The organism is Geoalkalibacter ferrihydriticus DSM 17813, from assembly GCF_000820505.1.
GTDB classification, from domain to species: domain Bacteria; phylum Desulfobacterota; class Desulfuromonadia; order Desulfuromonadales; family Geoalkalibacteraceae; genus Geoalkalibacter; species Geoalkalibacter ferrihydriticus.
The window spans coordinates 1,110,651-1,136,889 of sequence record NZ_JWJD01000001.1; the positions used below are offsets into that span (position 1 = coordinate 1,110,651).

A 26,239-nucleotide genomic window follows, 5' to 3' on the forward strand; every position below is an offset into this window, starting at 1 on the left:
TGACCTGCAATGATTCGATTATGCCTTGCCGCCTTGATTTTTTTTCTGCTGCCGCAGGGACTGCACGCACGTTGGGATTCGGGCCTGCTTCAAGCGCAGGCGGACCGCAACGGCGGTCCTGCGCGGATCAAAGGTGCGGGCGAGAATATCGCGCAGACTCTTGGCGATGAGGTCGTCCTGCGGGATTTTACCCAAGCGCACCAGCAAGCCGTGCGCCTGGCGCGCGAAGATCGTCTCGACGAGGCGTTGCGGATTTTTGGCGATCTCTATGCGGCGAACCCGTCGAACCCTGGCCTTCTTTATGATTACCTGACGGTGCTTGGCTGGGCGGAGTACGACATCGAGGTGGTGGTGCTCTCCGAAAGCCTTGCGCTGGAGCAAGCGCCGGCCTATGTGCTGGAAGCCGTGGGCAAGGCGCTGCGCAACACCCGGCGTTTCGATGCCGCCGCCGATCTCTATGCCGGAGCGCGGGAGCGGTTTCCCGGCCATGTGGATTTCGCTAAAGGCGAGGTCTATGCCCTGGCCGAAGCGGGGCACTTTGCGCAAGCGCAACGGCAGCTGGAGGTGTTGCGCCGCGCGTATCCCGAGGAACGCTGGCCGTTGCACCTGGGTATATATGTGGCGGAATTACAGGGCGATTTTCTCAGCGTGCTGGATCTAAGTCAGCAGCTTCTGGAACATGATCCCGCCGATGAAACGGCCTTGCGCGGACGTATTTTCGCACTGGCCATCCTGGGTGCGGCCCACCGCGCGCGCCATTTTGCCGCGCAGCAACCACACCTGCTGAGTGATGAGGAATGGCAGCGGCTACACACTGATCAGGCCTCGCACGAGGTGCGCTGGGGCGCTCTGCCGCCGCCCGCGGAAAGCCTGCGTTTTGTGCAAACCGACGAGGCGCTCACCCGCATCGCCGACAACCTGGAAGCCCTTGACGAGACCCGCCCCGCCGCGCAGCCTTTTGCCCTGCAGAGCCGCTATGATCGCTTGGTCGCCCTGCGCGACCGGGTGCTGATGGCGGACGCGGTTGCGCAGTATCAGGAACTTATTGCCGTGGATGCTCCCATCCCGGGTTATGCCCTGGAAGCGGCGGGCGATGCCTTTTTGTACCTGCAACAGCCGGAGCAGGCGCGCGATCTTTATCTGCAAGTGCTCAACGCGGGCGAAGGGGACAACGACACCCGCCTGGCTCTGTTCTACGCCTATATCGAACTCAATGATTTTACCTCGGCCTATGCTCTGGTCGACGCGCTTCAGGCCGAGCAGCCGGTGTGGCTCGCGCCGGGCGGCAGCAATCTGCCCGCCGCCAATCCCGAGCGTCTTGATGCCGATGTCGCCGCTGCCCTGGCCCGCGTTTTCGCCCACGATTTTCGCGAAGGACAAAAACGCTTCGAATGGATGCAGGCCCGCGCGCCACGCAATCCTGATCTGCTGCGCGAGTTGGGCAATGTGTACGTCATGCGTGGCTGGCCGCGGCGCGCGCAGCAAACCTATGAAGACGGTCTGCGCATCAAATCCGATCACCTGGGCTTGCAGGCAGGGCTGGCCGACACCCGACTGCAACTGCATGAATACGATCTCGCCGAGGCCGAGATCGCCGCTCTTTACGCACGCGCGCCGGAAAATCTTCAGATCCAGCGCCTGCAGCACCGTTGGGATCTCCATCGCATGCGCGAGCTGCGCGCCTTTGCCTCGGTTGCCGACAGCAGCGGCGCCGGCCCCGGCGAGCAGGAATTGCGCCTGGGCAGCACCCTGTTTTCTTCACCCTTTTTGACTCATTACCGTTTGTTTGCCGACGCTTTCTGGAGTCGCGGCGATTTTCCCGAAGGGCGCGGCACCTACCAGCGCTACGGCGGCGGCCTGGAATATCGCGGCCGGGAATTCATCGGTACCGCCGCATTGAGTATCAACCACAGTGACGGCGGTGATCCCGGCCTGGCCCTGGCCGGCACCTGGCATCCCGATGATCATTGGTCGCTGCCCTTCAGCCTGGAGCTGTTCAGCCAGGACACGCCCCTGCGCGCCCTGCGCAACGGCGTGCATGCCGACGCGGCGAGTCTGGGAGTGGATTATCGCTTCAGTGAGCTGCGCCGGCTCGGTCTGGGCGGACAATTCATGGATTTCAGCGACGGCAACCAGCGCACCCGCCTGAGCGGCTACGCGCGTCAGCGCCTCATCACGCGCCCCATGTACAAACTCGACGGCCAAGTGGATCTGGGCGTTTCGCGCAACAGCCGCAGCGATGTCCCCTATTTCAGTCCCGCGCAGGATCTCTACGCGGCCCTCACCCTCGACAACGACTGGCTGCTCTATCGGCGCTACAGCCGCACTTTCGGCCATCGCCTGGCGGTTTCCGCGGGGATTTACGGGCAGCAGGATTTCGGCACCCGACCGACGGCGTCCCTGCTCTACGAACACAACTGGCAAAGGGATGAACGCTTCCAGTTGGCTTACGGCGCGGTGCTCAGCCGCCGGGCCTACGACGGACAAGGCGAAACGGGCACGGAGTATTATCTGCGGCTGGGATGGAGACTATGATCATGCGCAACCTGATTCTCGCTTGGGTGTTTATCGGTCTGGCTCTGGCGGTGCCCGCGCGCGCCGGCGATTTTATCGTGCTGTGCTACCACGACGTGCAGCGCAGCCTCGATGATCCCGACGGCATGTCCGTGACCCTCGACAGCCTCATCGCCCAATTCAGCTGGCTGGAAGAAAACGGCTATCGCGTCCTGAGCATCGACGATCTGCTGCGTGCCCAACAGGCTGAGCACCCCTTGCCGGACAAGACCGTGATGCTGACTTTCGATGATGGCTATACCAGCTTTTACACCAAGGTCTTTCCCCTGCTCAAAGCTTTTGAATTTCCGGCGGTGCTGGCGGTCGTGGGCGGCTGGACGGAAGTTCCGGAAGGCAGCCTGGTGGACTACGGCGACAAGCAGGTGCCGCGCGAGCGTTTCATGAGCTGGGAACAACTGCGTGAAGTCGCCGCCTCGGGGCTGGTGGAGATTGCCTCGCACAGCTACGACCTGCACCACGGCGTATTGGCCAACCCCCAGGGCAATGAGCAGCCGGCCATGACGGCGCGCCGCTATGACGCGGAGCGGGACCGCTATGAAAGCGCTGCCGCCTACGAGGCGCGCCTGCGCGCGGATTTCGCGCACAACGCCGCCTTGTTCGAAAAACACCTCGGCGCGCGGCCGCGCGTCATGGTCTGGCCCTACGGCAAATACAACCGCCTGGCTCAGGATCTGGCGGCGGAATTCGGCATGCCCATCGCCCTCACCCTCGACACCGGGCCCAATGATCCCAAGGAACTCGGCGCGGTGCGACGTGTGCTGTTGATGAACGATCCGCCCCTGGCGAACTTTGTCTGGCAGATGCACAACCCCCTGTGGCAGCGTCCCGAACCGGTGCGGGTGATGCATGTCGATCTGGATTACGTCTACGATCCCGATCCCGCGCAGCAGGAAACCAATCTCGGCCTGCTCCTCGATCGCGTTCTGCAAATGGGCGTCAACACCGTTTATTTGCAGGCCTTTGCCGACCCCGACGGCGACGGGGTGGCCGATGCCCTGTATTTCCCCAACCGCCATCTGCCCGTGCGGGCCGATCTCTTCAACCGCGTGGCCTGGCAGCTGCAAACCCGTACCGGCGTCAAGGTGTACGCCTGGATGCCGGTGCTCGCCTTCACTCTCGGCGAGACACGGGATCAGGTGCAGAGCTGGCAGGCCGACGGACCCGCGGCGCCCGACCCCGAGCAATACCGGCGCTTGTCGCCCTTTGCGCCTGACGCCCTGCGCCTGGTGGAGGAAATCTACGAGGATCTCGCCACGCATGCGGCGTTTTCTGGAATTTTGTTTCACGACGACGCCCTGCTGTCGGACTTCGAGGACGCACACCCCGCGGCCCTGGCCGCTTACGCCGCGGCCGGCCTGCCGGAAGATATCGGCGCCATCCGCGCCGACCCTGCTTTGCAGCGCCGCTGGACGCGCTTGAAGATGCAAACTCTGCACACATTTACCGGGCGGCTGGCGCAACGCGTTCGTGACTGGCGCCCGGATCTCAAGACCGCGCGCAATCTCTTTGCCCTGCCGGTTCTGGAGAGGGCGAGCGAGAGCTGGTTTGCGCAAAGCCTGCCGCGCTTTCTCGAACACTACGACTACACCGCGATCATGGCCATGCCCTACATGGAGGGTGCCGAAGATCCCGAGGCCTGGCTGACGGAGCTGGTGCGGCGCATTGCGGAGACGCCGGGCGCCCTGGACAAGGTGGTATTCGAGCTGCAAAGCGTTGACTGGCGGCACGACAACGCGCCGGTGCCCAGCAGCGTACTGGCGCAATACATGCGCCTGCTGGCGCGCGAGGGGGCCAAACACTATGGCTATTATCCTGATGATTTCTTCAACAACCAGCCAGGTGTCGAAGAACTGCGGCCGCTCATGTCGCTTCGCACCTATCCCTATCTGCCATGACAATCATTGACTCTCTGGCATATGTGCGTGGCGGGTTGTTCGCCTTTCTTTTCTTCTACCCGCTGTTCATGGCCTATCTCTGGATGATCGGCGCCGTTTACTATTATTGGCGTCGCGAGCGCGCCCAGGGCACCTATGAAAACCCGCCTGAGCTGCCCTCCTATCCAGGGGTGTCGCTGGTGGTGCCCTGCCACAACGAAGGCGATAACGTGCGCGAAACCATCGCCGCGCTGCTGGCGCAGGTCTATCCCAACTTTGAAATCATCGCCGTCAACGACGGCAGTAAGGACGATACGGGGGCGATCCTCGATGAATTGGCCACCCTGCACCCGCAGTTGCGCGTCCTGCATTTCGCGCAGAATCAGGGCAAGGCCATGGGCTTGCGCATGGCGGCCCTGACCTCGCCCCACGAGTTTCTGATGTGCATCGACGGCGACGCCCTGCTTGAACCTCATGCCACCACCTGGGTCATGAGTCACTTCGTGCACGGCGCGCGGGTCGGTGCGGTGACCGGCAACCCGCGCATCCGCACCCGCTCGACGCTGCTCGGCAAAGTCCAGGTGGGCGAATTTTCTGCCATCATCGGCATGATAAAGCGCGCCCAACGTGTTTACGGCCGCATTTTTACAGTCTCCGGCGTGGTGTCGGGCTTTCGCAAGAAGGCGCTGCATCAGGTAGGGTTCTGGAGCCTCGATAAGGTGACGGAAGATATCGACATCAGCTGGAAACTTCAGCTCAATTACTGGGATATTCGTTTCGAGCCCAACGCCCTGTGCTGGATTCTCATGCCCGAGACCCTGAGTGGATTGTGGAAGCAGCGGCTGCGCTGGGCGCAGGGCGGCTATGAGGTGCTGTTCGCCAACCTGAACGAGATATTTCACTGGAAAAAGCGGCGCATGTGGCCGGTGGCGGCCGAATTCGCCATCAGCATCGTATGGAGTTACAGCATGCTGGCGGTGGCAGTTCTCTGGGCGAGCAGTTATTTCATGCCCCTGCCCGAATATCTCGAGCCGCCCTCCATGATTCCCCACTGGCCGGGGGTGGTGCTCGGTCTGACCTGTCTACTGCAATTCGCGGTGAGTCTGACCATCGATTCGCGCTACGAAAAAGGCCTGGGGCGCACCTATTACTGGATGATCTGGTATCCCCTGGCCTTCTGGCTGATCAGCCTGACGACCTCCATCGTCGGGTTGCCCAGGGCCCTGTTCAAAAAGCGCGGGCGCCGCGCTTTGTGGATCAGTCCCGACCGGGGTGTCGCCGAAAGAGAGGGTGCGTCATGAAGCCGCCGATCATTGAAAATCGCCGCGGCGCCAATCGCGTTCAGCGCTACAGCCAGGGCATCCTGACCGGTGTGTTCTGGGTGATTCTCGGGTTGCTGCTGCGCCCGCTGTTGACTCTGGGTGCTTGGTTTGTGGGCGGGCAACTGCTCTCCCACACCCTCCTGCAAAACCAAGGGCTGGCCGGACTCATGCGGGTGCCGCTGTTTTATGTGGTGGTCGTTGTGCTCATGGGCATCGCGCTCATCGGCTGGGCCAGCTACAACCTGCTGCGTTTTCGCCACAACGAGCGGCGCAACCACCAGCCCGAACCGGTGACGCCCCGGGAACTCGCGGAATTTTTCGATGTGCCCGAGATTTGCGTACAGCGCTGGCAGGCGAGCCGACGCATTGTCATGCATCATGATGAACTGGGGAGACCCGAGGTGGGAGGCGCTGATTCGAGATAAGGCTTGAAAATCGCTAAAAGCTTTTTGACGGGATTGACAGGATGAACAGGATAAAACCCCTGGGTTTTTGGGTCTATCATCCTGTCCATCCTGTCTATCCTGTCTATCCTGTCTATCCTGTCCATCCCTGTTTTTATGTCCTGGGCATACTGCTCAGAGCGTCGGCGCGGGATTTTTTGCAACGGCTGGGTTCTTCATATTTGGAAACATCCAGCGGTCTTATCCGCTTAAAGGTCACCGAAGCCCATCATTCTTCCAGATATTTCTTCCCACCGTTCCCCTTTTTCCCCTTCAGTCCGAGAAACCAGGTTAACGCCGCAATTACAACGGCAATGCCGACCCCAAGCCCGAGCAGGTCGCGCTCACCATCCCAGGTGACGACCTGGCCGAGGAATGTAACAGCGAGGACGACGACGACGACCCCGACCAGCTTGTTCTTAAGGCCGTCGAGGTCACGGATTTCGAGCCAGGCCGGCAGAACCAGGCTGTCATCGATAAACAGCTCGTAGAGCCCGAGAGCAACAATGTAGAAAACGGTCCCAAGCAGGAAAAGGTCAACCATCTCAATAAAGGCCAGTGCGAGGGACTTGGCCCCCTTTTGGGAAACTTCCCCATACGCGATGGCCTCCTTGATGAGGACGACAACCTCAATCCCGCCGTAGACCAGAAGAGCGGTGGCCGCGAGGAAGGAGCCGAAAACGGCGATGAGGATGAGATAACGGCTACCGGCAAGGACCTTTTTGATCATGAAACCTCCAGTGTGTATAAGCGTCGGAGATTTTAATCCGGATCGGAGGGGGGATGTAAAGGTATACATTAGGAGCCAAGGGGTTTGATCCTGTCAATCCTGCCCATCCCTGTTTTTATGTCTTGGCATGATACTCAGAGCGTCGGCGCGGGAATGACATGCCAGAGCACCGCCAGGTAGTGCAGCAGGCTGCCGGAAAAGACGAACAGGTGCCAGATGGCGTGGTGGAACAGCAGGGCTTTCCAGGCGTAGAAGATCAGCCCGAAGCTGTAGGCGAGACCACCGGCGAGAAGAAGATGAAGAGCCTGCGTCGGAACCAGTGCCAACGCGGGTTTGATGGCCAGAATGATCAGCCAGCTCATGGCCAGGTAGAGCAGGGGGGCGAGAATCTTGAAGCGGTATACGAAAAAGATTTTGAACAGAATCCCGGCCAGAGTCAGACCCCAGATCGCGCCGAACAGCGTCCAGCCCCAATTGCCGCGCAGAAACACCAGGGTGAAGGGTGTATAGGTGCCGGCGATGAGCAGGTAGATGACCGAATGGTCGAGAACCTTGAACAGATGTCCCCAGCGTTGATGGTATTTAAAGATGTGGTAGAGGGTGAAGGTGGCGTAGGAAATCACCAACGACACGCCGTAGACGGCGCTGCTTACCACATGCCAGAGATCTCCATGCCGCGCCGCCGCCGTCAGCAGCAGCGCCAGCCCGGGAATGCTCAACATAAAGCCGACGCCGGGCGCAAGCGTATTGGCGATCTGGTTGATGCGATAATAACGCGGATCCATAGATAAATTTTAGCAGATAAACCCCGCCCTCATTCGCTTAGCAACTGTTCCATGATGGCAAAGGCCGCGCGGCGTCCATCGGCGGCGGCGGTCACGGCCAGATCGGCGCCGCGATGGCAGTCGCCGCCGGCAAAAACCTTGGGATGGGACGTGCGACCCGTATCACGGTCGACGAACAGGCGGCGGTGACGGGTCTGGATGCCGGCCTTGTGCAGAAAACCGAAGTCTTCCACATCGAAGCCCAGGGCCAGGATCAGAGTGTCGGCAACGATGCAGTGCTCCGAGCAGGGCACCTCCTTGACCTGGCGGCGTCCGTCCGGGCCGGGATCGGCCAGACAGGTCTGCAATACCTCGACGCCGGTGAGGCGGCCGTCATTGTCGACGATGATCTTGGTCGGCGCGCGGTGAAAGTAGAAGAGCACGCCTTCCTCGACGGCGTTGTGGTACTCTTTTTCACTGCCGGGCATGTTGGCCTCGTCGCGGCGATACACGCAGGTCACGGTCTCGGCCCCCTCGCGGATGGCGGTGCGTACGCAGTCCATGGCGGTGTCGCCGCCGCCCACCACCACCACGCGCTTGCCGCGCACGTCGAAACGCCGATGCATTTTGCGCCCCAGCAGGCGGCTCTGTACCTCCGTAAGAAATTCCATGGCCAGAAACACGCTGCCGTGGCGCTCGTGGGCCAGGCGCGGCAGGCGGCCGCCCGTGGCACCCACGCCGAGAAACACCGCGTCGAAATTCTCCGTTAGTTCGGAAAAATTCACATCGCGTCCCACCTCCTGCTCAAGATGCAGCTTGAGACCGGCCTTTTGCAGGATGTCGAAGCGCCGCCGCACAGTCTGTTTGTCCAGTTTGAAATTAGGAATGCCCAGGCTAAGCAGGCCCCCGGGTTCGGACGAACGCTCGAACATTTCGACGCCGATGCCGGCGCGCAGCAGAAAATGAGCGCAGGACATGCCCGCCGGGCCCGAACCGACCACCGCCACCTTCTGCGGGCGGGTCACGCCGGGAAAAGGCAGCTCGTAGCCTGCGGCAAAGCCCAGATCGCTGATGGAGGCTTCGATGGCGCCGATGGTGATGGCGCCGTAGCCGTCGTTGAGGGTGCAGGCGCCTTCGCACACATGCGTGTGGGGGCAGATGCGCCCCAGCACTTCGGGAAAGGGCGAGGTCTCATTGGAGAGCAGAAAAGCCTTTTTCAGGTCACGCTCGGCAATCGCCCCCAGCCATTGTGGAATGGCGTTGCCCAGGGGGCAGCCCAAGGCGGCGCAGAAGGGGTCGCCGCATTGGATGCAGCGCTCGGCCTGGGCCGCTGCCTGCGAGCGGGTGTAGAAGCGGTAGATCTCGTCGAAGCTTTGAATCCGCGCGGGGGCCTGTTCCTTGGCCTGCTCCTGGCGGTTGGTGTTGATGAAATTCTGCATAAGATTCAGTCCTTAATCCCCTTCTTTGGGATTCAACGGCGCCTTCATGTCCTTGGGCGTCACCATCCAGAAATAAGCCAGCTCCTCGCGGAAATTGTCGAGAATGCACTGCGCTTTGGGGCTGCGCGTATGGTTGTGGTAGCTGTGGATGATCTTTTTCAGATAGATCTTGCCCTCGCTGTCGTCGTCGATGTCGATGCGCCGTGCTTCGACCAGCTCGCGATTGATTTTATCGATGAAGTTTTTCTTTCGGTCGTAGACGAAGGCCGCTCCGCCGGTCATGCCGGCACCGAAATTGATGCCCGTTTCGCCGAGAATCACCACGGTGCCGCCGGTCATGTATTCGCAGGCATGGTCGCCGGTACCCTCCACCACGGCCAGCGCCCCCGAATTGCGCACCGCGAAGCGTTCCCCCGCGCTTCCCGCGACGAACAGTTTGCCGCCGGTGGCGCCATAAAGACAGGTGTTGCCGATGGCGGCGGCGCCTTCCTGGTAGATGCCGGGAATGATGACGATGCGCCCGCCGTGCATGCCCTTGCCGACATAGTCGTTGGCCACTCCGTCGAGGTGAATGTTCACCCCGGGAAGCAGAAACGCGCCGAGGGACTGACCGGCAGCACCTTCGAGGTTGAGCATGATGGAGTCGCGCGGCAGCCCGGCATTGCCGTAATAATGCGCTATCTCGCCGCTAATCAGGGCGCCGAAGCTGCGGTTGGTATTGCGGATGCGGCGTTCCACCACGACCTCGGCCCGCGCATCGCGAATCGCCGGGAGAACTTCCTGCAACACACCTTTTTCAAAAGCATTGTCGTCGAAGGGAACATTGCGGCGGCGCCGGACATCGACGCCCTCGATCCGTTGCAGTACCTGGCTGAAATCGAAGGATGCGGCGGCCGCTGCGTCCACGACGCGCAACAGGTCGCTGCGCCCGATGACCTCCTCAAGGCTGTGGAAACCCAGTTGGGCGAGTATTTCGCGGACATCCTCGGCGACGTTGCGCAGATAGGCGACGACCTTGTCCACTGTGCCGACATAATGGCCGCGCAGCATCTCGTCCTGGGTGGCTACCCCCACCGAGCAACGGTTGAGGTGGCACACGCGCAGCATCTTGCAGCCGAGCATGACCAGCAGAGCAGTCCCGAAGCCATAGGATTCGGCGCCGAGCATGGCTGCCTTGACCACATCGGCGCCGGTTTTGAGACCGCCGTCGGTCTGCAGGGCCACAAGTTCGCGCAGGTTGTTGGCCTTGAGGGTGTTGTGCGCCTCGGCGAGCCCAAGTTCCCAGGGATTTCCGGCGTGTTTGATGGAGGTCTGCGGCGCGGCGCCGGTACCGCCATCGCACCCTGAAATGATGATGCGATCGGCATAGCATTTGGCGACCCCGGCGGCGATGGTGCCGACCCCGTCGCTGGAAACCAGCTTGACGCTGATTTCGGCTGCCGGGTTGACCTGTTTGAGGTCGAAGATGAGCTGCGCCAGGTCTTCGATGGAATAGATGTCGTGATGAGGCGGCGGCGAGATCAGCGTCACCCCGGGCATGGTGTAGCGCAGAGTGGCGATGAGCGGCGTGACCTTTTCGCCGGGCAATTGGCCCCCTTCACCGGGCTTGGCTCCCTGCGCGACTTTGATCTGGATCTGGGTGGCGCTACGCAGGTAGGCGGGGGTAACCCCGAAGCGGCCCGAGGCGATCTGCTTAATCTTGCTGTTGCGCGTGGTGTCGTAGCGTGCCGGGTCTTCGCCGCCCTCGCCGCTGTTGGAGCAACCGCCAAGAAGGTTCATGGCCTCGGCCAGGGCCTCGTGGCACTCCGGTGAGATAGAACCCAGGGACATGGCGGCCGAGTCGAAACGGCGCGTGATGGCTTCCAGGGGTTCGACCTCGGAAAGGGGAATCGGTTTTCCGGTTCCATTCCATGTGAAAAAGTCGCGGATGAAACGCAAGCCCCGCTCTTCGATGAGGCCTCGGAATTTAAGATAATCCGTGCGCTCGAGGCTTGCGGCGAACTGATGCATGGCCACAATTGTGCGCGAACCGAAGTCGTGATATTCGCTGGCGGCGTTGTCCTGGAAGAGGCTGCCGATACGCAGCGGGTAGATGGGGGCCATCCAACTGCGCTGAAAAACATCGCGGTGGGCGTGCGTGATGCGCTCCTCAATGGCGGCATAATCGAGCCCCGGCAGATGGAGCGTGGTGTGGGGAAAGCAGTCCGCGACAATGTCGCGCGAGAGGCCGATGATGTCGAACAGCGCCGCGTTGCGATAGCTGGCGACGGTGCTGATCCCCATCTTCGACATGATTTTGAGTACGCCCTTGGTCATGGCGCCGTAGAGGTTTTTGAGCGAACGGCGGGTTTCGCGCGGCGACATTCCTTTTTCGCGGCACAGGTCATAACCGGTGGCATAGAGCAGCCAGGGGTAAACGGCCATGGCCCCGATGCCGAGCAGCACGCAGGCGCTGTGAGGGTCGGTCACTTCGCCGCTGACGGCGACGAGGTTGATGCGGTTGCGCAGGCCCTCGCGCAGCAGTTTCTGATTGACGAAGCCCACCGCCATAGCCATGGGCATGGCCTTGTTTTCGGCGTCGACACCGCGGTCGTCGAGCACGATGATGCGCACCCCTTCGCTGCGCACGGCGGCGACGATGGTTTCGCCCAACGCCTCCAGGCTGCTCTTGAGATCCGTCACAAAGGTGGTGGGAAAAATGCGGTAAAAGTAGGCCTTCTCATAACGCGGCCGCTTGGGATCGCCGAAAGACAGCAGCGCTTCGAAGATGTCGCGCGAGAGGATCGGCGAGATGCTTTTGAGGCGCCGGGCGCGCTCGGCGGACTCGATAAGTGGGTTGCCGAGTTCGCCGAAACCAATGGTGGCCGACATCACCGCCTTTTCGCGATAGGGATCGATGGGCGGGTTGGTGACCTGGGCGAACTTCTGACGGAAGAAATCACTGAAATTACGTCGTTCGCTGGAAAAGGCCGCCATGGGTGTATCGTCGCCCATGGATCCCGTCGGTTCCTTGCCTGCCTCGAGCATGGGGCGGATGTTGATGTCGAGGGTTTCGTGCGTCAGGTTGAAGCTGCGTTGGCGCAGGGGCAGGTCGGGGATTTCGCAATCGCTCAAATCGTCGAACTGGTGTTCGATGAATTCCTGCAGGTAATAGGTGTGGGCGGTGAGCCATTCGCTGTAGGGCTGCGAATCCATGAGGTAGCGATCAATGTCGCGGGTATAAAAAATCTGCCCCTGTTCGAGATCGACGGCCATCATCTGGCCGCTTTGCAAACGACCGCGTTCGCGGATCTTTTCCGACGGCAGATCGAGAACACCATATTCGCTGGCGATGAGCAGGCGATCATCGGTGGTGATGACGTATTTGGCCGGGCGCAGCCCGTTGCGATCGAGAATGCAGCCCACGTAGCGGCCGTCGGTGACGCTCACCGCCGCCGGGCCGTCCCAGGGTTCGTACGCCGAGGACAGATATTCGTAGAAGGAGCGTAGGCGCGAGGGCATGTGCGCTACGTTGTGGCGCGGCGGCGGAATCAGGGCGCGAATCGCTTTGAAGAAGTCGACGCCGTTGGCGAGGAGAAACTCGAACATATTGTCGAGGCTGGCGCTGTCGCTGCCGCCTTCTTCGAGAATTGGAAAGAGTTGCGCCAGTTCTTCGTCGGAGAATACCGGACTGTGGGCGTCGTTGAATTTATGGCGGGCGTTGAAGCGATTGGCCTGCAGGGAATTGATTTCACCGTTGTGCGCCAGAGCGCGCAACGGTTGCGCCAGACGCCATTGGGGCAGTGTATTGGTGGAGAAGCGCTGATGAAAGAGGACAAAGGAGCTTTCAAAATCGCCCTGCTGCAGATCGGGATACAACGTGCGAATGTGCGCCGGCATGACCAGCCCCTTATAGGACAGGGTGCGCCGCGAAAAAGAGGGAATGTAGAAATCGCGATCCTCGCCAAGTCGCCGTTCCACCTGCTTGCGGGTCAGGTAGAGCAGGGCGTCGAAGCGCCGCGTGGCGACCAGCGCCGCCGGTACGACGAAGGCCTGGCGGATGGCGGGCATGAGGCGCAGGGCGTATTCGCCCAGGGCTTCGGTGTCCACCGGAACCTCGCGCACCAGAAGCACCTGTAGGTCGTTTTTCTCGCACTCTTCGCGGAACACGGACAACTGGCGTTCTTCATCGTTGAGAAAGAGCATGGCCACGGCGAACTGTTCGGGCAGGGAGACGCCTTGCTCTTCAGCGACGCGGCGCATGAAGCGCTGCGGCATGGCGCAGAGCAGGCCGCTGCCGTCGCCGGTCTTGCCGTCGGCGGCGACCGCGCCGCGGTGCATCATGCGCGCCAGAGCCTTGACAGCGTCTTCCACCAGTGCGTGGCTGGGTTGATTTTTGATGTGCGCCAGCAGACCAAAGCCGCAGGCATCCTTGAAACGTTCGGCGAGATTCATCGGCTCACTTTTTATGGGCAGGGCCGACCAGAAGGGCGGCGGATTAAACATGCAGGGAGAAAAATCAGAAAATATTTTGTAACAGCTCAGTCGCGCCGCAGGCCATGGAAGTTGCGTGCCGCGGCCAATGCTTGAGCCGCAGAGGAGTTCTCACCGCAAACGATGCTGCAGCGGCCTGTGGTGCGTGTTGAACCGTCACGCATTATTTTTATATCACACCCGCCGTAAAAGGCACCACGCCTAGCTCACACCAAGGGCGCGGCAGAGAGGGCGGTGTCCACTCAGGATGCGGTAGCTCGACCATAGAGGTGAGTCATCTCCTTGAGGCGTTGCACGACGCTGTTGGTGAGTTGATCTTCCTGGTAGCGCCAGTCCCAGTTGCCCGTGCCTTCGCCGGGCAGGTTCATGCGGCCGTCGGCGCCGAGGCCGAGGATGTCCTGCATGGGCAGAATGCATAGATTCGAGACGGCGGCCATGGCTGTGCGATTAAGATCCCAGGGCATGTCCTGGGCGCCATGGCCGAGATAAGCGCGCACGGCGTCTTTATCCTTTTTACTCAGCTCCTGCCACCAGCCCAGGGTGGTGTTGTTGTCGTGGGTGCCGGTGTAGACCACACTATTGCGTTCCAGATTGTGGGGCAGATAGGGATTGTCGGGGCCGTCGCCGAAGGCGAAGTGCAGAACCTTCATGCCGGGAAAGCCGAAGCGGTCGCGCAGGGCTTCAACCTCGGCAGTGATGAGGCCGAGATCTTCGGCGATGATGGGCACCTCGCCCAAGGCCTGTTCGAGAGCCTGGAAGATGCCGTCGCCGGGCCCATCCATCCATTCGCCGTTGATGGCGGTTTTTTCCTCTGCGGGAATCGCCCAGCAGGCTTCAAAGCCACGGAAATGATCGATGCGCACCAGATCGGTCTGAATCAGATTCCAGCGAAAACGTGCGATCCACCAGGAGTAGCCTTGCGCGGCCATGCGCTCCCAGCGATAAAGGGGATTGCCCCAGCGCTGGCCGGTGGCGCTGAAGTAATCGGGCGGCACCCCGGCGACAAGGGTCGGGTTGCCCTCGTCATCAAGGTGAAAAAGCCCCTGGTTGGCCCAGACATCCACCGAGTCAAAGGCGACGAAGATGGGAATGTCGCCGAAGATCCGCACCCCCTGCTCATTGGCGTAATCCTTAAGCGCGAACCATTGAGAAAAAAAGGCGAACTGCGCGTACAGGCGCCAGAAGAGATCCTGTTGCAGATCCTGGCGTGCCTTTTCAAGTGCTTGTGCATCGCGATGGCGCAGATCCTGCGGCCAGAGGTTCCAGCTGCGGTCCTCATAGCGCTCGCGCAGGGCGCGAAACAGAACGTAGTCGTGCAGCCAGTAGCCCTGCTCCGTGCAGAACTCTTCAAACGCCTGGCGCCGCTGGGGTGATGCCTGGGTGCGGAATCTCTCCGCCGCCTGCCGCAGCAGCCCTTCTTTTTCCTGATGGGCACGACCGAAGTCGACCCGCTGCGGATTGCCCGGGTCGGCGGGCGGCAGCTCGCTTTGTTCGAGATCGCCCCAGGCGACCAGTTCAGGCAGGGAGATTAGCAGGGGATTACCTGCAAAAGCGGAAAAAGCGCTGTAGGGTGAATCGCCGTACCCTGTGGGGTTCAAGGGCAGAATCTGCCAAATGCTCTGGCCGGTCTCGGCGAGAAAATCGATGAAGGCATAGGCTTCGCGACCGAGGGAGCCGATGGGGCCGGGCCCCGGTAATGAGGTCGGGTGCAGCAGGATGCCGCTGGAACGGGTCAAGCTCATAGCAAATCCTCCCTTGGATGATGTGAACACTTTTTGTACCTGTTTAGGCTGCGGCGGCATCGTTTGCGGAATGAATTCGCCTGCGGCGCGATGGAGCGTTGCAGCGATAAGCCGCATAGCTGCCACTCTTCATTATGGCAGAGCCCGGCCAAATTGAAAGGGATGGATTGGTTGCGTCAACCCGGTTTCATCAATTCATGGATCAGACTTTGCTCAGAGGGCTGCGGCCAGCCAGTAAGATGCCCAGGCCGAAATAAACCCCGTTGCCAGGGCCAGGCAGGACAACAAAGCGAAAATCAGAGCATGCTTCGGCTGTCGGTGCCGATAACAGAGCAGCGCCAGTGCGGCAAACAATAGACCAAAAGGAATGGAAAGCAGAATAATCATGGTGCGCTATGCGGTGATGAAGGTTGAGATCTCGATTCCGCGCCCGGTAGTTCCGGATCGGTGGCCGGGGGGCGGCCGCCGAAGGCCAGCGCAGAGAACGCCAGCAATGAAACGACACCCCAGCCCAGGCCGACCACAACGCCCAGATCGACGATGCCGCGCCAGGGTTGGGGCAGCAACCGCACCAGGACGATGAGCAGAATAATGGCGCTGGTCAGAATCAGCGAAGTCAGCTTGCGCCGGCGGCTCGCATGAATAAAGCCCATGCAGAACAAGGGCGCGAGCAATACATGCAGGGGCTCGGGGTGATCACGCAGGTACCGTGCGCGCGCCGCCACGCGGGGCGAAAAGCCACGCTGGAAGCCGCGATAGCCTTCGGAATAAGCCATGAGCACCAGTACCGCTGCCAAACTCAGCCAGTGAAACCAGGAAAAAGGAAGCTCAAAAGCAGCCGCGCCGACCTTGCCAAGGCGCACGACGGCACTTGCGAGAAGAGCAGTAATTGCGCCCAGGCCCCAGAGCGCGCCAAACCAACCAAGCATGAAAAAATCCCGGGAGAGTGTGAGAACGTGACGACTGCGGCAAAAATTCAGTGGGTGCAGTCTACCCTAAAGATGAGGGTTTTGTCAGGTCTTCCGCGTATCAGCATGCTTTGCGGGGTCGGACCAAGGCAACCCCTTGATATTTAAGCAAAACAGGCCCAAAAATAAGCCTATTTCACCCTTGTAGGCTAATTTTTCGGGGTGAAATCGTCGCCATAACTTTCTTCTGGTTCACGCAGAACGAAAAAATCATCATTTCCGTCAATGTTGCGGTTTTTGCCGCGCACGCCGAGCCTTTCCTGTGTCCCGAGAACAAACGCCTCGCTACCGACAGCAAGGCTTTGGCTCCAGGCCTCGTTGCGCCCCAGGTCATTGGTGTGCAACGAGGCCTGTACCCACTCTTTGTGAACCTTTCTTCATACCGATTGCAGAACCTAACCATAAGCCCGATTTTGCCCCCAAAAATCGAGCTATAAGGTGGTTTTTGAGGTCTTTTTTGTGCAATTTATTTTTTATTTCAGTCGGTTACTTTGGTCCGACCCCATATCGAACCATAACAGGGCCCGTTACTATGACCCGATGGAGGGACGATTCATTAGTCGCGATCCGATTGGTTTAGGTGGGGGGGATTATAATGTTTATGCTTATGTTAAAAATAATCCTATCAATTATATTGACCCTGAAGGTGAAAAATTTCTTTTAATAGCAGGAGGGATAACAGGTTCTCTGATTATATTGAATGAGGCCAAAAAAGCTTTGGATAAATTTTTTGATGATGCGTATCGGGCCAGGGACGAAACTAGGGATATGGCTAACTGTTTTCAAAATGATGATATTGAAGGGTTTGTTGATGCGTATCAGAACAGGGGCCGAGCGGTTGTAGAGGCTGGATTGTCGGGCGCCGAAATTCCAATGATTGTCCCAGGCACGACAGGAAGCGGGTTAGTACCAGTAAAGCCCATAGAATGGATTTTGGGCGGGGGTACTACAGCAATTGGGGGCGCGGTCAACAAATGAAAGTATTGATTAAAGGGCTTTGCATTTTCCTGATCTTTGTAGCCATACTTATAGCAATTTTTGGTGATGCAATATGGCCAAAACTGTTTCGTGTAATTAGAGGAGGCGAAATTACACATGCCGGCATAACAGTGGATCTTCCAAAGCCATGGTTTTACTTGGAAGTCAAAGATGATTCAATTCTAATAGTTAGGCCAAAAGATAATACGATACACTCTAATATTGGTTTAAACATACGTAAAAATGACCATCTTCCAAGGAAAGACATAAATAGTGTTGCAAGTGATTATTGTAATATGCGTGATGGGACATTGTTTAGGTTAGAAGGTATATTATTGAAATCACATGCAGGGTTCCTCTGTAAAAAAGAGCCAGATTTTTATTATCTGTTTGCTTGGCTTTATGAACAGAACATTCTTGTTAATTCTAACGAAGTTAGAGCCGAAAACAGGGAAAGTCTTGAAAAAATCTTTGTTAAACTGCTCGGTAATATAACTTTCGAGCATGAATCGGAGGCTCTGAAATAGTTACGTTGCACAGACCTTTTCAGCGCTATCATTGGCTTGGAGTTTTTCTCCATCTGAGGGGCATTGATAAAAAAGACTTTAGTTCGTCCTCATCGATTTCGCGGTTGTTGCAGCCGCGGTGCGACGGCCGCCCTGCGTGGTGGGCAATGGGCATCATACGGTGCGCCAATTGATCGAAAAGCAAAGCCGCCGCCGAGCAGCGGCCACCGGTGGCGAAAGCAGCATTCCTCTGGACGCTGAAACCGAGCGTTGCGTCGCCGCTTCCGGCTACACTTTGGACGACGTGCTGCCTGCCCAGACGCTGCTCAACGTGCGCGACACCGCCAATCTGCATACCGGGGCGACCATTCACGACCTGACCCCCCGGGTGCATCCCGCGCTCAAGCAGGCTGCCGTTGCCGCCGCTCGGGCTCTCGATATCCCGGTGGTGGGGCTTGATTTCATCGTGCCACAGGGTGTCGATTCGTCCGAATATGTCATCATCGAAGCCAATGAACGGCCCGGATTGGCCAATCACGAACCGGCGCCCACCGCCCAGCGTTTCATCGATCTGCTTTTCCCGCAGACGGTGCGTTGAGAGGACAGGGGCTCCCCAGCGCCAGTGAGTTTTCATGCAAAGACTTCCCATTGATCTCGATTATCTTTCGCAAACCCTGGTGGATCTGCTCAAAATCGCCAGCCCCACAGGTTATACCGATCAGGTGGTACACCATGTCGGTCAAGAGCTCGAGCGCCTCGGCATTCCTTTTGAACTGACCCGGCGCGGAGCGATCCGCGCCGACCTCCAGGGTCGTCAGCGCAGTCCCGACCGCGCCCTGGTCGTGCATCTGGATACCACCGGTGCCATGGTCAAGGCACTGAAGGAAAACGGCCGTCTGGAAATTGTGCCCATCGGTCACTGGTCAAGCCGTTTTGCCGAAGGTGCGCGGGTGAGCATTTTCACCGACCATGGATGCTTTCGCGGCACGGTGCTGCCCTTGAAGGCCTCGGGACATACCTTCAACGAAGAGGTCGATCAGCAGCCGGTGGCCTGGAGCCAGGTCGAGGTGCGCGTCGATGCCATCTGCAACAATCGGCTTGATCTTGCGCGACAGGGTTTTAACGTTGGCGACTTTGTGGCCTTTGATGCCTGCCCCGAACTGGTCAACGGTTTTATCAACGCGCGCCACCTGGACAACAAGGCCGGCGTTGCCACCCTGCTGGCTGCGGCTGCCGCAGTGGTACACGGCGGAGTCGAGTTGCCCGTGGACTGCCATCTGCTTTTCACTATTTCCGAGGAAACCGGCTCGGGCGCTTCGGCGGTGCTGCACCGCGACGTGGCCGAGATGGTCAGCATCGACAATGCCACTCCCGCTCCCGGGCAGAATTCCCGTGAATCGGGAGTGACCGTGGCAATGATGGATTCAAGCGGCCCCTTTGACTACCACTTGACACATAAGTTGCTCGGCTTGTGCGGTGAGTTCGAAATCCTCCATCAGCGCGACGTTTTTCGCCATTATCGCTGCGACAGCGCCTCGGCGGTGGAGGCCGGCAACGACATCCGCACCGCGCTCATCTGCTTCGGTGTCGACGGCTCGCACGGCTACGAACGCACCCATCTCAATGCTCTGCGCTCTTTGGCCGAACTGCTCAGCCTCTACGTGCAGAGCGATCCCACCTTTCTGCGCGACCGCGATGAACTCGGCGCTTTGCAGGGATTTCCGTATCAGGGCGACGCCCTCGAACGGCGTTGAGCGCGCCGGCCGGAATTGGGTTGACACAGAACGGGCGGATATGTTTTCTGTGTCGCTTCTGTGTCTGCCCGTGAGGGCCGCAAGCTTCAGGAGGTTGTTCAGTGGGAAAACATCGCGAATTCAGATACTCCCTGTTCTGGAACCTGTGCCTGATCACCGTCGGGTCATTTATTCAGGCCGTGGGTTTCAAGGCAATTGCCGCCGATCATGGCTTTGTGCCGAGCGGACTGTTCGGGGTTGCGGCCCTCTTTGAATATCAGACCGGATTTCTCAACGCCGGTTTCTGGTATCTGTTGTTCAACGTGCCCATGTTCATCCTTGGCTTTCTGCTGATCACCCGCCGCTTTCTCGGTTACAGCTTCGTCTCCATGCTGGTCATCTCCCTGGCTTACATGCTGGTGGATTTCCGCATCGATATCCAGAACCAGCTTTACGCGGCGGTCTGCTTCGGCGTCGTCGCCGGTTCGGGCGCGGGCATGGTGCTGCGCTCGCTGGGGTCCAACGGCGGGCTTGACGTGGTGGCGGTGATCCTTAATCAGCGCTACAATATTGGTGTCGGAAAGACCTACTTCGCCTTCAACTTTGTGCTGTTTTCCTTCAGTTTCGCGCATCTTGACAATGATCTGGTGATCGCCTCGCTGATTGCCGCCTTCGTCGCTTCGGTCGCTGTCGAATACTGTCTGTCCATGTTCAATCAGCGTAAACTCTGCCTTATCATTTCCACCCGCAGCCCGGAAATCGCCGACAAGGTCATGGCCAAGCTCAAGGTCGGCGCCACTTTTCTTGAAGGCATGGGAGCTTTCAAGAAAGAGCCGCGGCGGGTGCTCATGGTGGTGACCAACAACATCCAGCTCAAACGGCTGGAAGAGATCGCCTTCACCACCGATCCGCATGCGCTGTTCATTGTTGAAAATACCTTCAACGTCATCGGATCGACCTTTTCGCGGCGTAAAATCTATTAAAACGCAGGCTTTTTCTTGACAGGTGCGCGGGCAGAAGGCAAAATGCGACAAGTTTTGTCTTCAATCATTCTTCAGAAAAGGAGATAAACCCATGGCTGTCTGGCAGTGTGAAAAGTGCAAAACCGAGCGCGAAGGTCGCTGTAAACCAAAGAAATGTGCCAAATGCAACGAACAGACGGTGTTTGTCAAGAAAGATTGAGTTGTGGCTGTTCCAAGGTTGACCGTCGGCCGCCAACCAGACTAAAATTATAGATATGACCCGACGGGCCGGTTTTCCGGCCCGTTGTTTTTGTGTCGGAAATTCAACAAAGCTCAAAGCAAGGAAAAGTCAGCAGTGAAAAAGCACAATCAGAACGAAATCGAACGTCGTCGCACCTTCGGCATCATCAGTCACCCCGATGCCGGCAAAACCACCCTCACCGAGAAATTGCTTCTGTTTGGCGGCGCCATTCAGATGGCTGGTGCCATCAAGGCGCGCAAAGCCTCGCGTCACGCCACCAGTGACTGGATGGCGGTGGAGCAGGAACGCGGCATCTCCGTGACCAGTTCGGTGATGAAGTTCAATTACCGGGATTTCGAGATCAATCTCCTCGATACCCCCGGTCACCAGGATTTTTCCGAAGACACCTATCGCGTTCTGACTGCTGTTGACAGCGCCGTCATGGTCATCGACAGTGCCAAGGGTGTCGAAACCCAGACACGCAAACTGATGGAGGTATGCCGCATGCGCAATACCCCCATCATCACCTTTATCAACAAGCTTGACCGCGAAGGCCGCGAACCCCTAGACCTGCTCGCCGACATCGAAGAAACCCTGCAGATTGAATGTGCGCCCCTGTCCTGGCCCATCGGCATGGGCAAACGCTTTAAGGGCACCTACAATCTCTACAAAAAGGAGCTCAACCTTTTTACCCCCGGCGAGGAGCGCCTCGGTCGTGGCGTCGTTACGATCCACGATCTCAATGACCCGCGCCTCGACGAACTGCTCGGCGATCAGGCCGACGAATTGCGCGCCGATATCGAACTGCTGGAAGGCGCGGCCAATCCCTTTGAACTTGAGGAGTATCTCAAGGGCAATCAGACACCGGTGTTTTTCGGCAGCGCGGTCAACAATTTCGGTGTGCGCGAAATGCTCAATGCCTTTGTCGAAATCGCCCCGGCACCAGGACCGCGAGCGACGGAAACCCGTGAGGTCTCTCCCTATGAAGATCAGTTCAGCGGCTTTGTCTTCAAGATCCAGGCAAACATGGACCCTGCGCACCGCGACCGCATCGCCTTTCTGCGCGTCTGTTCGGGTAAGTTCACCCGTGGCATGAAGGTGCGCCATCACCGCATCGGCAAGGACGTCAATCTGTCCAATGCAACCATCTTCATGGCCCAGGACCGGGCCAACGTGGAAGAGGCCTACCCCGGCGACATCATTGGTATTCACAATCACGGCACCATTAAGGTCGGCGACACCTTCAGCGACAAGGAACCCCTCAAGTTCACGGGCATTCCCAGCTTTGCACCTGAGCATTTCCGCCGGGTGCGCCTGAAAAATCCCCTCAAGGCGAAACAGTTGCAGAAAGGCCTGTTGCAACTCTCCGAGGAGGGCGCGGTGCAGGTGTTTCGGTCGTTGTTCGGCAGTGATTTCATCCTCGGCGCGGTCGGTGTGCTGCAGTTCGATGTGACGATGGCGCGACTCAAGGATGAGTACGGCGTCGACGCCGTTTATGAGGGTGTCGATTATGCCACCGCCCGTTGGGTGGCGTGCGAGGATCGCAAGAAGCTCGAAGAGTTTGAAAAAAGGAACCAGACCAATCTCGCCTGGGATTCCGAAGAAAATCTCACCTACCTGGCTTCAAGTGAATGGCGCCTCAATTACGTTGCCGAACAGTGGCCCGGTGTTGAGTTCCTGAAAACCCGCGAACATGCATAAAATCAGGCGCAAGGGAGTAGGGAGCCACAGGCTTTTTCATTCTTCGGTCTTTTCTCAGTTCCCTTGCGCTTTGCTTCCCTCCAGCGGCAGGCTGAAATAAAAGGTGCTGCCGACACCGGTCTCGCTTTCCACCCACACCTCTCCGCCATGGGACTTGATGACTTCTCGTACCAGACTCAATCCCAGGCCGATGCCGCCGGGCATGCGTCTGTCGCTTTCGTCGACCCGATAAAAACGCTCAAATATCCGCTCGCGCATTTGACTGGGGATGCCCATTCCCTGATCTTGCACTGAAATAACGATACGCTCCTTTTCGACCTGCGCGCTGAGCATGACGTTGCCGCCCTCCGGTGAATATTTTATGGCATTGGAGAGCAGATTTTTCAGGGCTTGCATGAGCCGTTTCTCGTCGACCTGCACCTTCGGCAGCTGCTCGGGGCACTGGATGTTGACCTGATGCTTTTTCGAGGTTACCTTGAAAAGGTGCGCAGTTTCGTGCAGCAGGGAACAGATGTCGAGTTTCTTGAAGTGGTAGCTCTCGACCTGGGCCTGAAGGCGTTGCAGATCGAGAAAGTTGCTGACCAGTTCGTTGAGGCGCTCGGTTTCACGATAAATCGTCTGCAGGTAATCGATCTGCTGTGCGCGCTCGACGGGATTCTCCAGCATAAATTCGACAAAACCGAGCATGGCGGTCAAGGGTGTGCGCATTTCGTGGCTGACCGAGGAAATCATTTCATCCTTGATGCGCTCCATTTTTTTCTGCTCGCTGACATCCTGAGCGACGAGGACGCCACCCCAAAGGGTATTGTCATCGTCAAACAGGGGGTAACAGGCAACGTGAAACCAACGATCGACTTCGGCTAAATGTCGCTCGCCACACTGCGCCTCCTTCTCCGCGACCATGCGACAGAACAGGCACTCAGGCGGTGGTTTGTCAAAGCCGAACAGTCTCCGGCACCCCGTCTCCGCTTTTTCCCCGGGCGCAAGCTCCTGGAGAAGCTGGGCGGTGGCATGGTTCATTTTGAGAAGATTTCCCTGGATGTCGCGGATGGCAACAGCGTCGGTTATTGCTTCAAAGGTTCGTTCCCATTCCCGCTGGCTGCGCAAAAGACTGATTTCGGCTTTTTTGCGCTCACTGATCTCCTGCTTGAGATCGCGGTTGAGATTGTCGAGTTCCTCCGCAAAGACCATGACCCGGCCGGTCATGGGCCGCAACAGAACGAGCATGCCCAGGGTGGCCAGCGCGGTCAGCAGCAACACGAGGCCGGCGACGGTGAAAACCTGTTTGCGCACCGGAGCCATGAGTTCCTGCTGCTCTTTGGTAACAAGCAGCGCCCAATCCGAGCCAGAGACAGGAGCGAATGCCACAACCCTCTTGCCGGCGCTCCCATCGGCGGGGATGCGCATGTCACCCGTCTCGCCGGAAGTCGCCCTGGATATGGCCGCTTGCAGGTGGGAATCGTCTAGGCGCAGGTTGTAGATTTCATCCTTGCCGCGATGGCTTGGAAAGAAAAGAACCGTAGTGTTCTCAGTCTGACGCGCCAGAAAACTCTCGCCGCTGATGCCCAGAGCAGTCGGGTTCCAGAGGATGCGTTGCAGATTTGTCGTGGTGAACATGACGAGGTCGTAGCCCAGCGGCTGCTGAGTATCGTCAAAGATTGTTCCCCTCACCACCAGAAAGAGCTGATCTTCAAGCAGGATCGGATCCAGAATCTGGATATGTGGAATCGCACCACCCAGGATAGGCAGAATTTCGACGGGAACAACCTGGCCGACCTCGGCTATTACGCGACCATCGCGGTCGGTGCGGGTGATGCCGACCGCCTCGATGGACGTGGCCAATGCATCCTTGAGAATGGCTCTGGTGGCACTGCTTACCTGCTCGAAAGGCAGACGCTCAGCGAGGTGGTGCGCAAGATATTGGCGGGCAGCGCTGCGCGAATTGATCTGCCGGGTGATTTCCACCATGCGTGCCAAATATTCCTCAACCGCCAGGGAGCGAATTTCCGCGGCGTGAATCAGGTGTCTTTCGGCGGAACCCCGCATCCAGTTGATAAGAGGAATGATGCTCAGCAGTGAAATGATGAGCAGGGCGGCGAGAGTGTAGATTACGGATGATAGAAGAATTTTTTTGCGCAGACCCTTTATGGCATAATGCGAAGGCTGGCCCATGGGTTATCTTTCTCATGCCACGGCCGCAGCCGTAGAGGTCTGTGAGAGGTTGACGGAAATTTCTCGCTTTCTTCAAATTTAGCAGGCGGCGCGGCTGCGGCAAGGGGCAGGCGCGCAAACGTCGAAATTTATCTTGTAAGCCGTATCGTTTTGAGGCTTCAGAAAGAGGGGTAGCTGATGGAAGAGGTGCCGATGACGCAGGGGCGTACGCGTATAAATCGAGCATTAAGCGGTGAGGTTCCCCCTGGCCCGCTGCTGGTCAAGGGCTGGGTGCGTACCGTGCGCCGTACCAAGAATCTGACCTTTGTCGCGCTCAACGATGGGTCCTGTCTGGAAAGTTTACAGATTGTCGTCGATACGGACCTGCCTGGATATGCTGAATCCACCAACCTTGGAACCGGTGCCTGTGTCGAGGCGCGCGGAGAATTGGTGGCCTCCCCCGCAGCGGGGCAGCCGTGGGAATTGCATGCCCATGAACTGAGAGTTCTCGGTGCCGCGGATGCGGATTACCCTTTGCAGAAAAAGCGGCACGGGTTTGAGTACCTGCGCTCCATTGCCCATTTGCGTCTGCGCTCCAATACTTTCGGGGCGGTCTTTCGCGTGCGCTCGGCTTTGTCCTTCGCTATTCACCGCTTTTTCCAGGAACGCGGCTTTCTGTATGTGCAAACGCCCATCATCACCGCCAATGATTGCGAGGGAGCGGGGGAGATGTTTCGGGTCAGCACCCTCGATCCTATCGATCCTCCACGCCTGGACGGAGCCGTTGACTGGACTCGGGATTTTTTTGGGGAACGCACCGGATTGACGGTCAGCGGACAGTTGCAGGGTGAAGCCTTTGCCTGTGCGTTCAGCGACATCTACACCTTCGGGCCGACCTTTCGCGCCGAGAATTCCAATACCAGTCGTCATGCCGCCGAATTCTGGATGATCGAGCCGGAGATGGCTTTTGCCGATCTAGCCGCCGATTGCCGGCTTGCCGCTGACTTTATTCAATATTTGTGTCGTTACGCTTTGGATAATTGCTCGGAAGATCTGAAGTTTTTCGATAATTTTGTTGAGAAGGGGTTGATCGAAAAGCTTGGGTCCCTGGCGGATGCCGAGTTTCAGCAGTTGACCTACACGGACGCCATCAAGGAATTACAGGCTTCGGGTCGGACATTCGAATTTTCCCCCGTCTGGGGATCCGATCTGCAGTCGGAGCACGAACGTTTTCTCAGCGAGCAGGTCGTCAAGGGGCCACTGTTCGTTACCGACTATCCCAAGGACATCAAGGCCTTCTATATGCGCCTCAATGACGATGGCAAAACCGTTGCTGCCATGGACTGCCTGGTGCCGCGCGTCGGAGAGATCATCGGTGGCTCGCAGCGCGAAGAGCGCCTCGATGTCCTCGCGCAACGCATGCGCGAGGCCGGCATCGCTCCCGAGAGCCTGGGGTGGTTCCTTGACCTGCGGCGTTGGGGCACGTGCCCCCATGCGGGTTTTGGTCTGGGCTTTGAGCGTCTGCTCATGTATGTCACCGGAATGACCAATATCCGCGACGTCATTCCCTTTCCCCGTACTCCCGGCAACGCCCGGTTCTGAACGCAGCAAGGGCCGCGCACCGCGCGGCCCTTGCCA

20 protein-coding genes and 1 pseudogene are annotated in these 26,239 nt (G+C 58.6%); 12 read left to right on the forward strand and 9 right to left on the reverse strand.

Annotated features, from left to right (window positions below):
- Positions 1-9: 9 nt before the first annotated feature.
- Genes pgaA through pgaD form a run of 4 tightly spaced genes read left to right on the forward strand, consistent with a single transcriptional unit; the run spans position 10 to position 6,195 of the window.
- Positions 10-2,535, forward strand: coding sequence for a poly-beta-1,6 N-acetyl-D-glucosamine export porin PgaA (pgaA, locus tag GFER_RS05080; RefSeq protein WP_040096630.1), 2,526 nt, complete (start codon positions 10-12; stop codon positions 2,533-2,535).
- A 2-nt stretch (positions 2,536-2,537) separates the two neighbouring features.
- Positions 2,538-4,469: a poly-beta-1,6-N-acetyl-D-glucosamine N-deacetylase PgaB gene (gene pgaB, locus GFER_RS05085; RefSeq protein WP_200889285.1), complete on the forward strand. Its 1,932-nt coding sequence runs from the start codon at positions 2,538-2,540 to the stop codon at positions 4,467-4,469.
- Positions 4,466-5,749 carry a poly-beta-1,6-N-acetyl-D-glucosamine synthase gene (pgaC, locus tag GFER_RS05090; RefSeq protein ID WP_052445974.1) on the forward strand — a complete coding sequence of 428 codons (1,284 nt, stop codon included), beginning with the start codon at positions 4,466-4,468 and terminating at the stop codon, positions 5,747-5,749. The genes pgaB and pgaC overlap by 4 nt, the downstream gene beginning before the upstream one ends.
- Positions 5,746-6,195 carry a poly-beta-1,6-N-acetyl-D-glucosamine biosynthesis protein PgaD gene (gene pgaD, locus GFER_RS17505; RefSeq protein WP_052445975.1) on the forward strand — a complete coding sequence of 150 codons (450 nt, stop codon included), beginning with the start codon at positions 5,746-5,748 and terminating at the stop codon, positions 6,193-6,195. The genes pgaC and pgaD overlap by 4 nt, the downstream gene beginning before the upstream one ends.
- A 247-nt stretch (positions 6,196-6,442) precedes the next feature.
- Here the strand turns inward: pgaD and GFER_RS05100 are convergent, their stop codons facing one another.
- The 8 genes from GFER_RS05100 to GFER_RS05130 form a co-directional block, all read right to left on the reverse strand.
- Positions 6,443-6,943: a YqhA family protein gene (locus tag GFER_RS05100; protein ID WP_040096636.1), complete on the reverse strand. Its 501-nt coding sequence runs from the start codon at positions 6,941-6,943 to the stop codon at positions 6,443-6,445.
- A 134-nt stretch (positions 6,944-7,077) separates the two neighbouring features.
- Positions 7,078-7,728 (reverse strand): PAQR family membrane homeostasis protein TrhA, encoded by a 651-nt coding sequence (gene trhA, locus GFER_RS05105; protein WP_200889286.1) that lies wholly within the window; start codon positions 7,726-7,728, stop codon positions 7,078-7,080.
- A gap of 29 nt (positions 7,729-7,757) precedes the next feature.
- On the reverse strand, positions 7,758-9,146 hold the full coding sequence (locus GFER_RS05110; protein ID WP_040096639.1) for a glutamate synthase subunit beta: 1,389 nt from the start codon (positions 9,144-9,146) through the stop codon (positions 7,758-7,760).
- A gap of 12 nt (positions 9,147-9,158) precedes the next feature.
- Complete coding sequence (gene gltB, locus GFER_RS05115) at positions 9,159-13,580, reverse strand: glutamate synthase large subunit (RefSeq protein ID WP_040096641.1); 4,422 nt, start codon at positions 13,578-13,580, stop codon at positions 9,159-9,161.
- 281 nt (positions 13,581-13,861) lie between these two features.
- Complete coding sequence (gene malQ, locus GFER_RS05120; protein ID WP_040096643.1) at positions 13,862-15,361, reverse strand: 4-alpha-glucanotransferase; 1,500 nt, start codon at positions 15,359-15,361, stop codon at positions 13,862-13,864.
- A gap of 213 nt (positions 15,362-15,574) precedes the next feature.
- The gene (locus tag GFER_RS18885; RefSeq protein WP_153304555.1) at positions 15,575-15,748 is read right to left on the reverse strand and encodes a hypothetical protein; all 174 of its coding nucleotides are present in this window, start codon (positions 15,746-15,748) and stop codon (positions 15,575-15,577) included.
- Positions 15,745-16,290 (reverse strand): hypothetical protein, encoded by a 546-nt coding sequence (locus tag GFER_RS05125; RefSeq protein WP_052445976.1) that lies wholly within the window; start codon positions 16,288-16,290, stop codon positions 15,745-15,747. The genes GFER_RS18885 and GFER_RS05125 overlap by 4 nt, the downstream gene beginning before the upstream one ends.
- Positions 16,291-16,478: 188 nt before the next feature.
- On the reverse strand, positions 16,479-16,673 hold the full coding sequence (locus GFER_RS05130; protein ID WP_040096645.1) for a hypothetical protein: 195 nt from the start codon (positions 16,671-16,673) through the stop codon (positions 16,479-16,481).
- A gap of 94 nt (positions 16,674-16,767) precedes the next feature.
- Here GFER_RS05130 and GFER_RS19585 point away from each other — a divergent pair, with 94 nt between their 5' ends.
- The 7 genes and pseudogenes from GFER_RS19585 to GFER_RS05155 all read left to right on the forward strand — a co-directional run bounded on the left by GFER_RS19585 (position 16,768) and on the right by GFER_RS05155 (position 22,450).
- Complete coding sequence (locus tag GFER_RS19585) at positions 16,768-17,307, forward strand: RHS repeat-associated core domain-containing protein (protein ID WP_052445977.1); 540 nt, start codon at positions 16,768-16,770, stop codon at positions 17,305-17,307.
- Complete coding sequence (locus tag GFER_RS18570) at positions 17,304-17,834, forward strand: hypothetical protein (RefSeq protein ID WP_139172155.1); 531 nt, start codon at positions 17,304-17,306, stop codon at positions 17,832-17,834. The genes GFER_RS19585 and GFER_RS18570 overlap by 4 nt, the downstream gene beginning before the upstream one ends.
- A gap of 85 nt (positions 17,835-17,919) precedes the next feature.
- Positions 17,920-18,411, forward strand: a pseudogene (locus tag GFER_RS05140) (N-acetylglutaminylglutamine synthetase); the annotation flags it as partial.
- 34 nt (positions 18,412-18,445) lie between these two features.
- Entirely contained in the window at positions 18,446-19,567 is a 1,122-nt protein-coding gene (locus GFER_RS05145; protein WP_040096649.1) for an osmoprotectant NAGGN system M42 family peptidase, read from the forward strand.
- Positions 19,568-19,668: 101 nt separating this feature from the next.
- Entirely contained in the window at positions 19,669-20,529 is an 861-nt protein-coding gene (locus GFER_RS05150) for a YitT family protein (RefSeq protein ID WP_040096652.1), read from the forward strand.
- A gap of 91 nt (positions 20,530-20,620) precedes the next feature.
- Entirely contained in the window at positions 20,621-20,728 is a 108-nt protein-coding gene (locus GFER_RS19690) for an RCKP-type rubredoxin-like domain-containing protein (protein WP_412171494.1), read from the forward strand.
- A gap of 135 nt (positions 20,729-20,863) precedes the next feature.
- Entirely contained in the window at positions 20,864-22,450 is a 1,587-nt protein-coding gene (locus tag GFER_RS05155) for a peptide chain release factor 3 (RefSeq protein WP_040096654.1), read from the forward strand.
- A gap of 54 nt (positions 22,451-22,504) precedes the next feature.
- On the opposite strand, the gene GFER_RS17515 is transcribed toward GFER_RS05155, so the two are convergent.
- Positions 22,505-24,622: an ATP-binding protein gene (locus GFER_RS17515; protein ID WP_052445978.1), complete on the reverse strand. Its 2,118-nt coding sequence runs from the start codon at positions 24,620-24,622 to the stop codon at positions 22,505-22,507.
- A 192-nt stretch (positions 24,623-24,814) separates the two neighbouring features.
- Here GFER_RS17515 and asnS point away from each other — a divergent pair, with 192 nt between their 5' ends.
- Positions 24,815-26,203 (forward strand): asparagine--tRNA ligase, encoded by a 1,389-nt coding sequence (gene asnS / locus GFER_RS05165; RefSeq protein ID WP_040097484.1) that lies wholly within the window; start codon positions 24,815-24,817, stop codon positions 26,201-26,203.
- Positions 26,204-26,239: the final 36 nt, after the last annotated feature.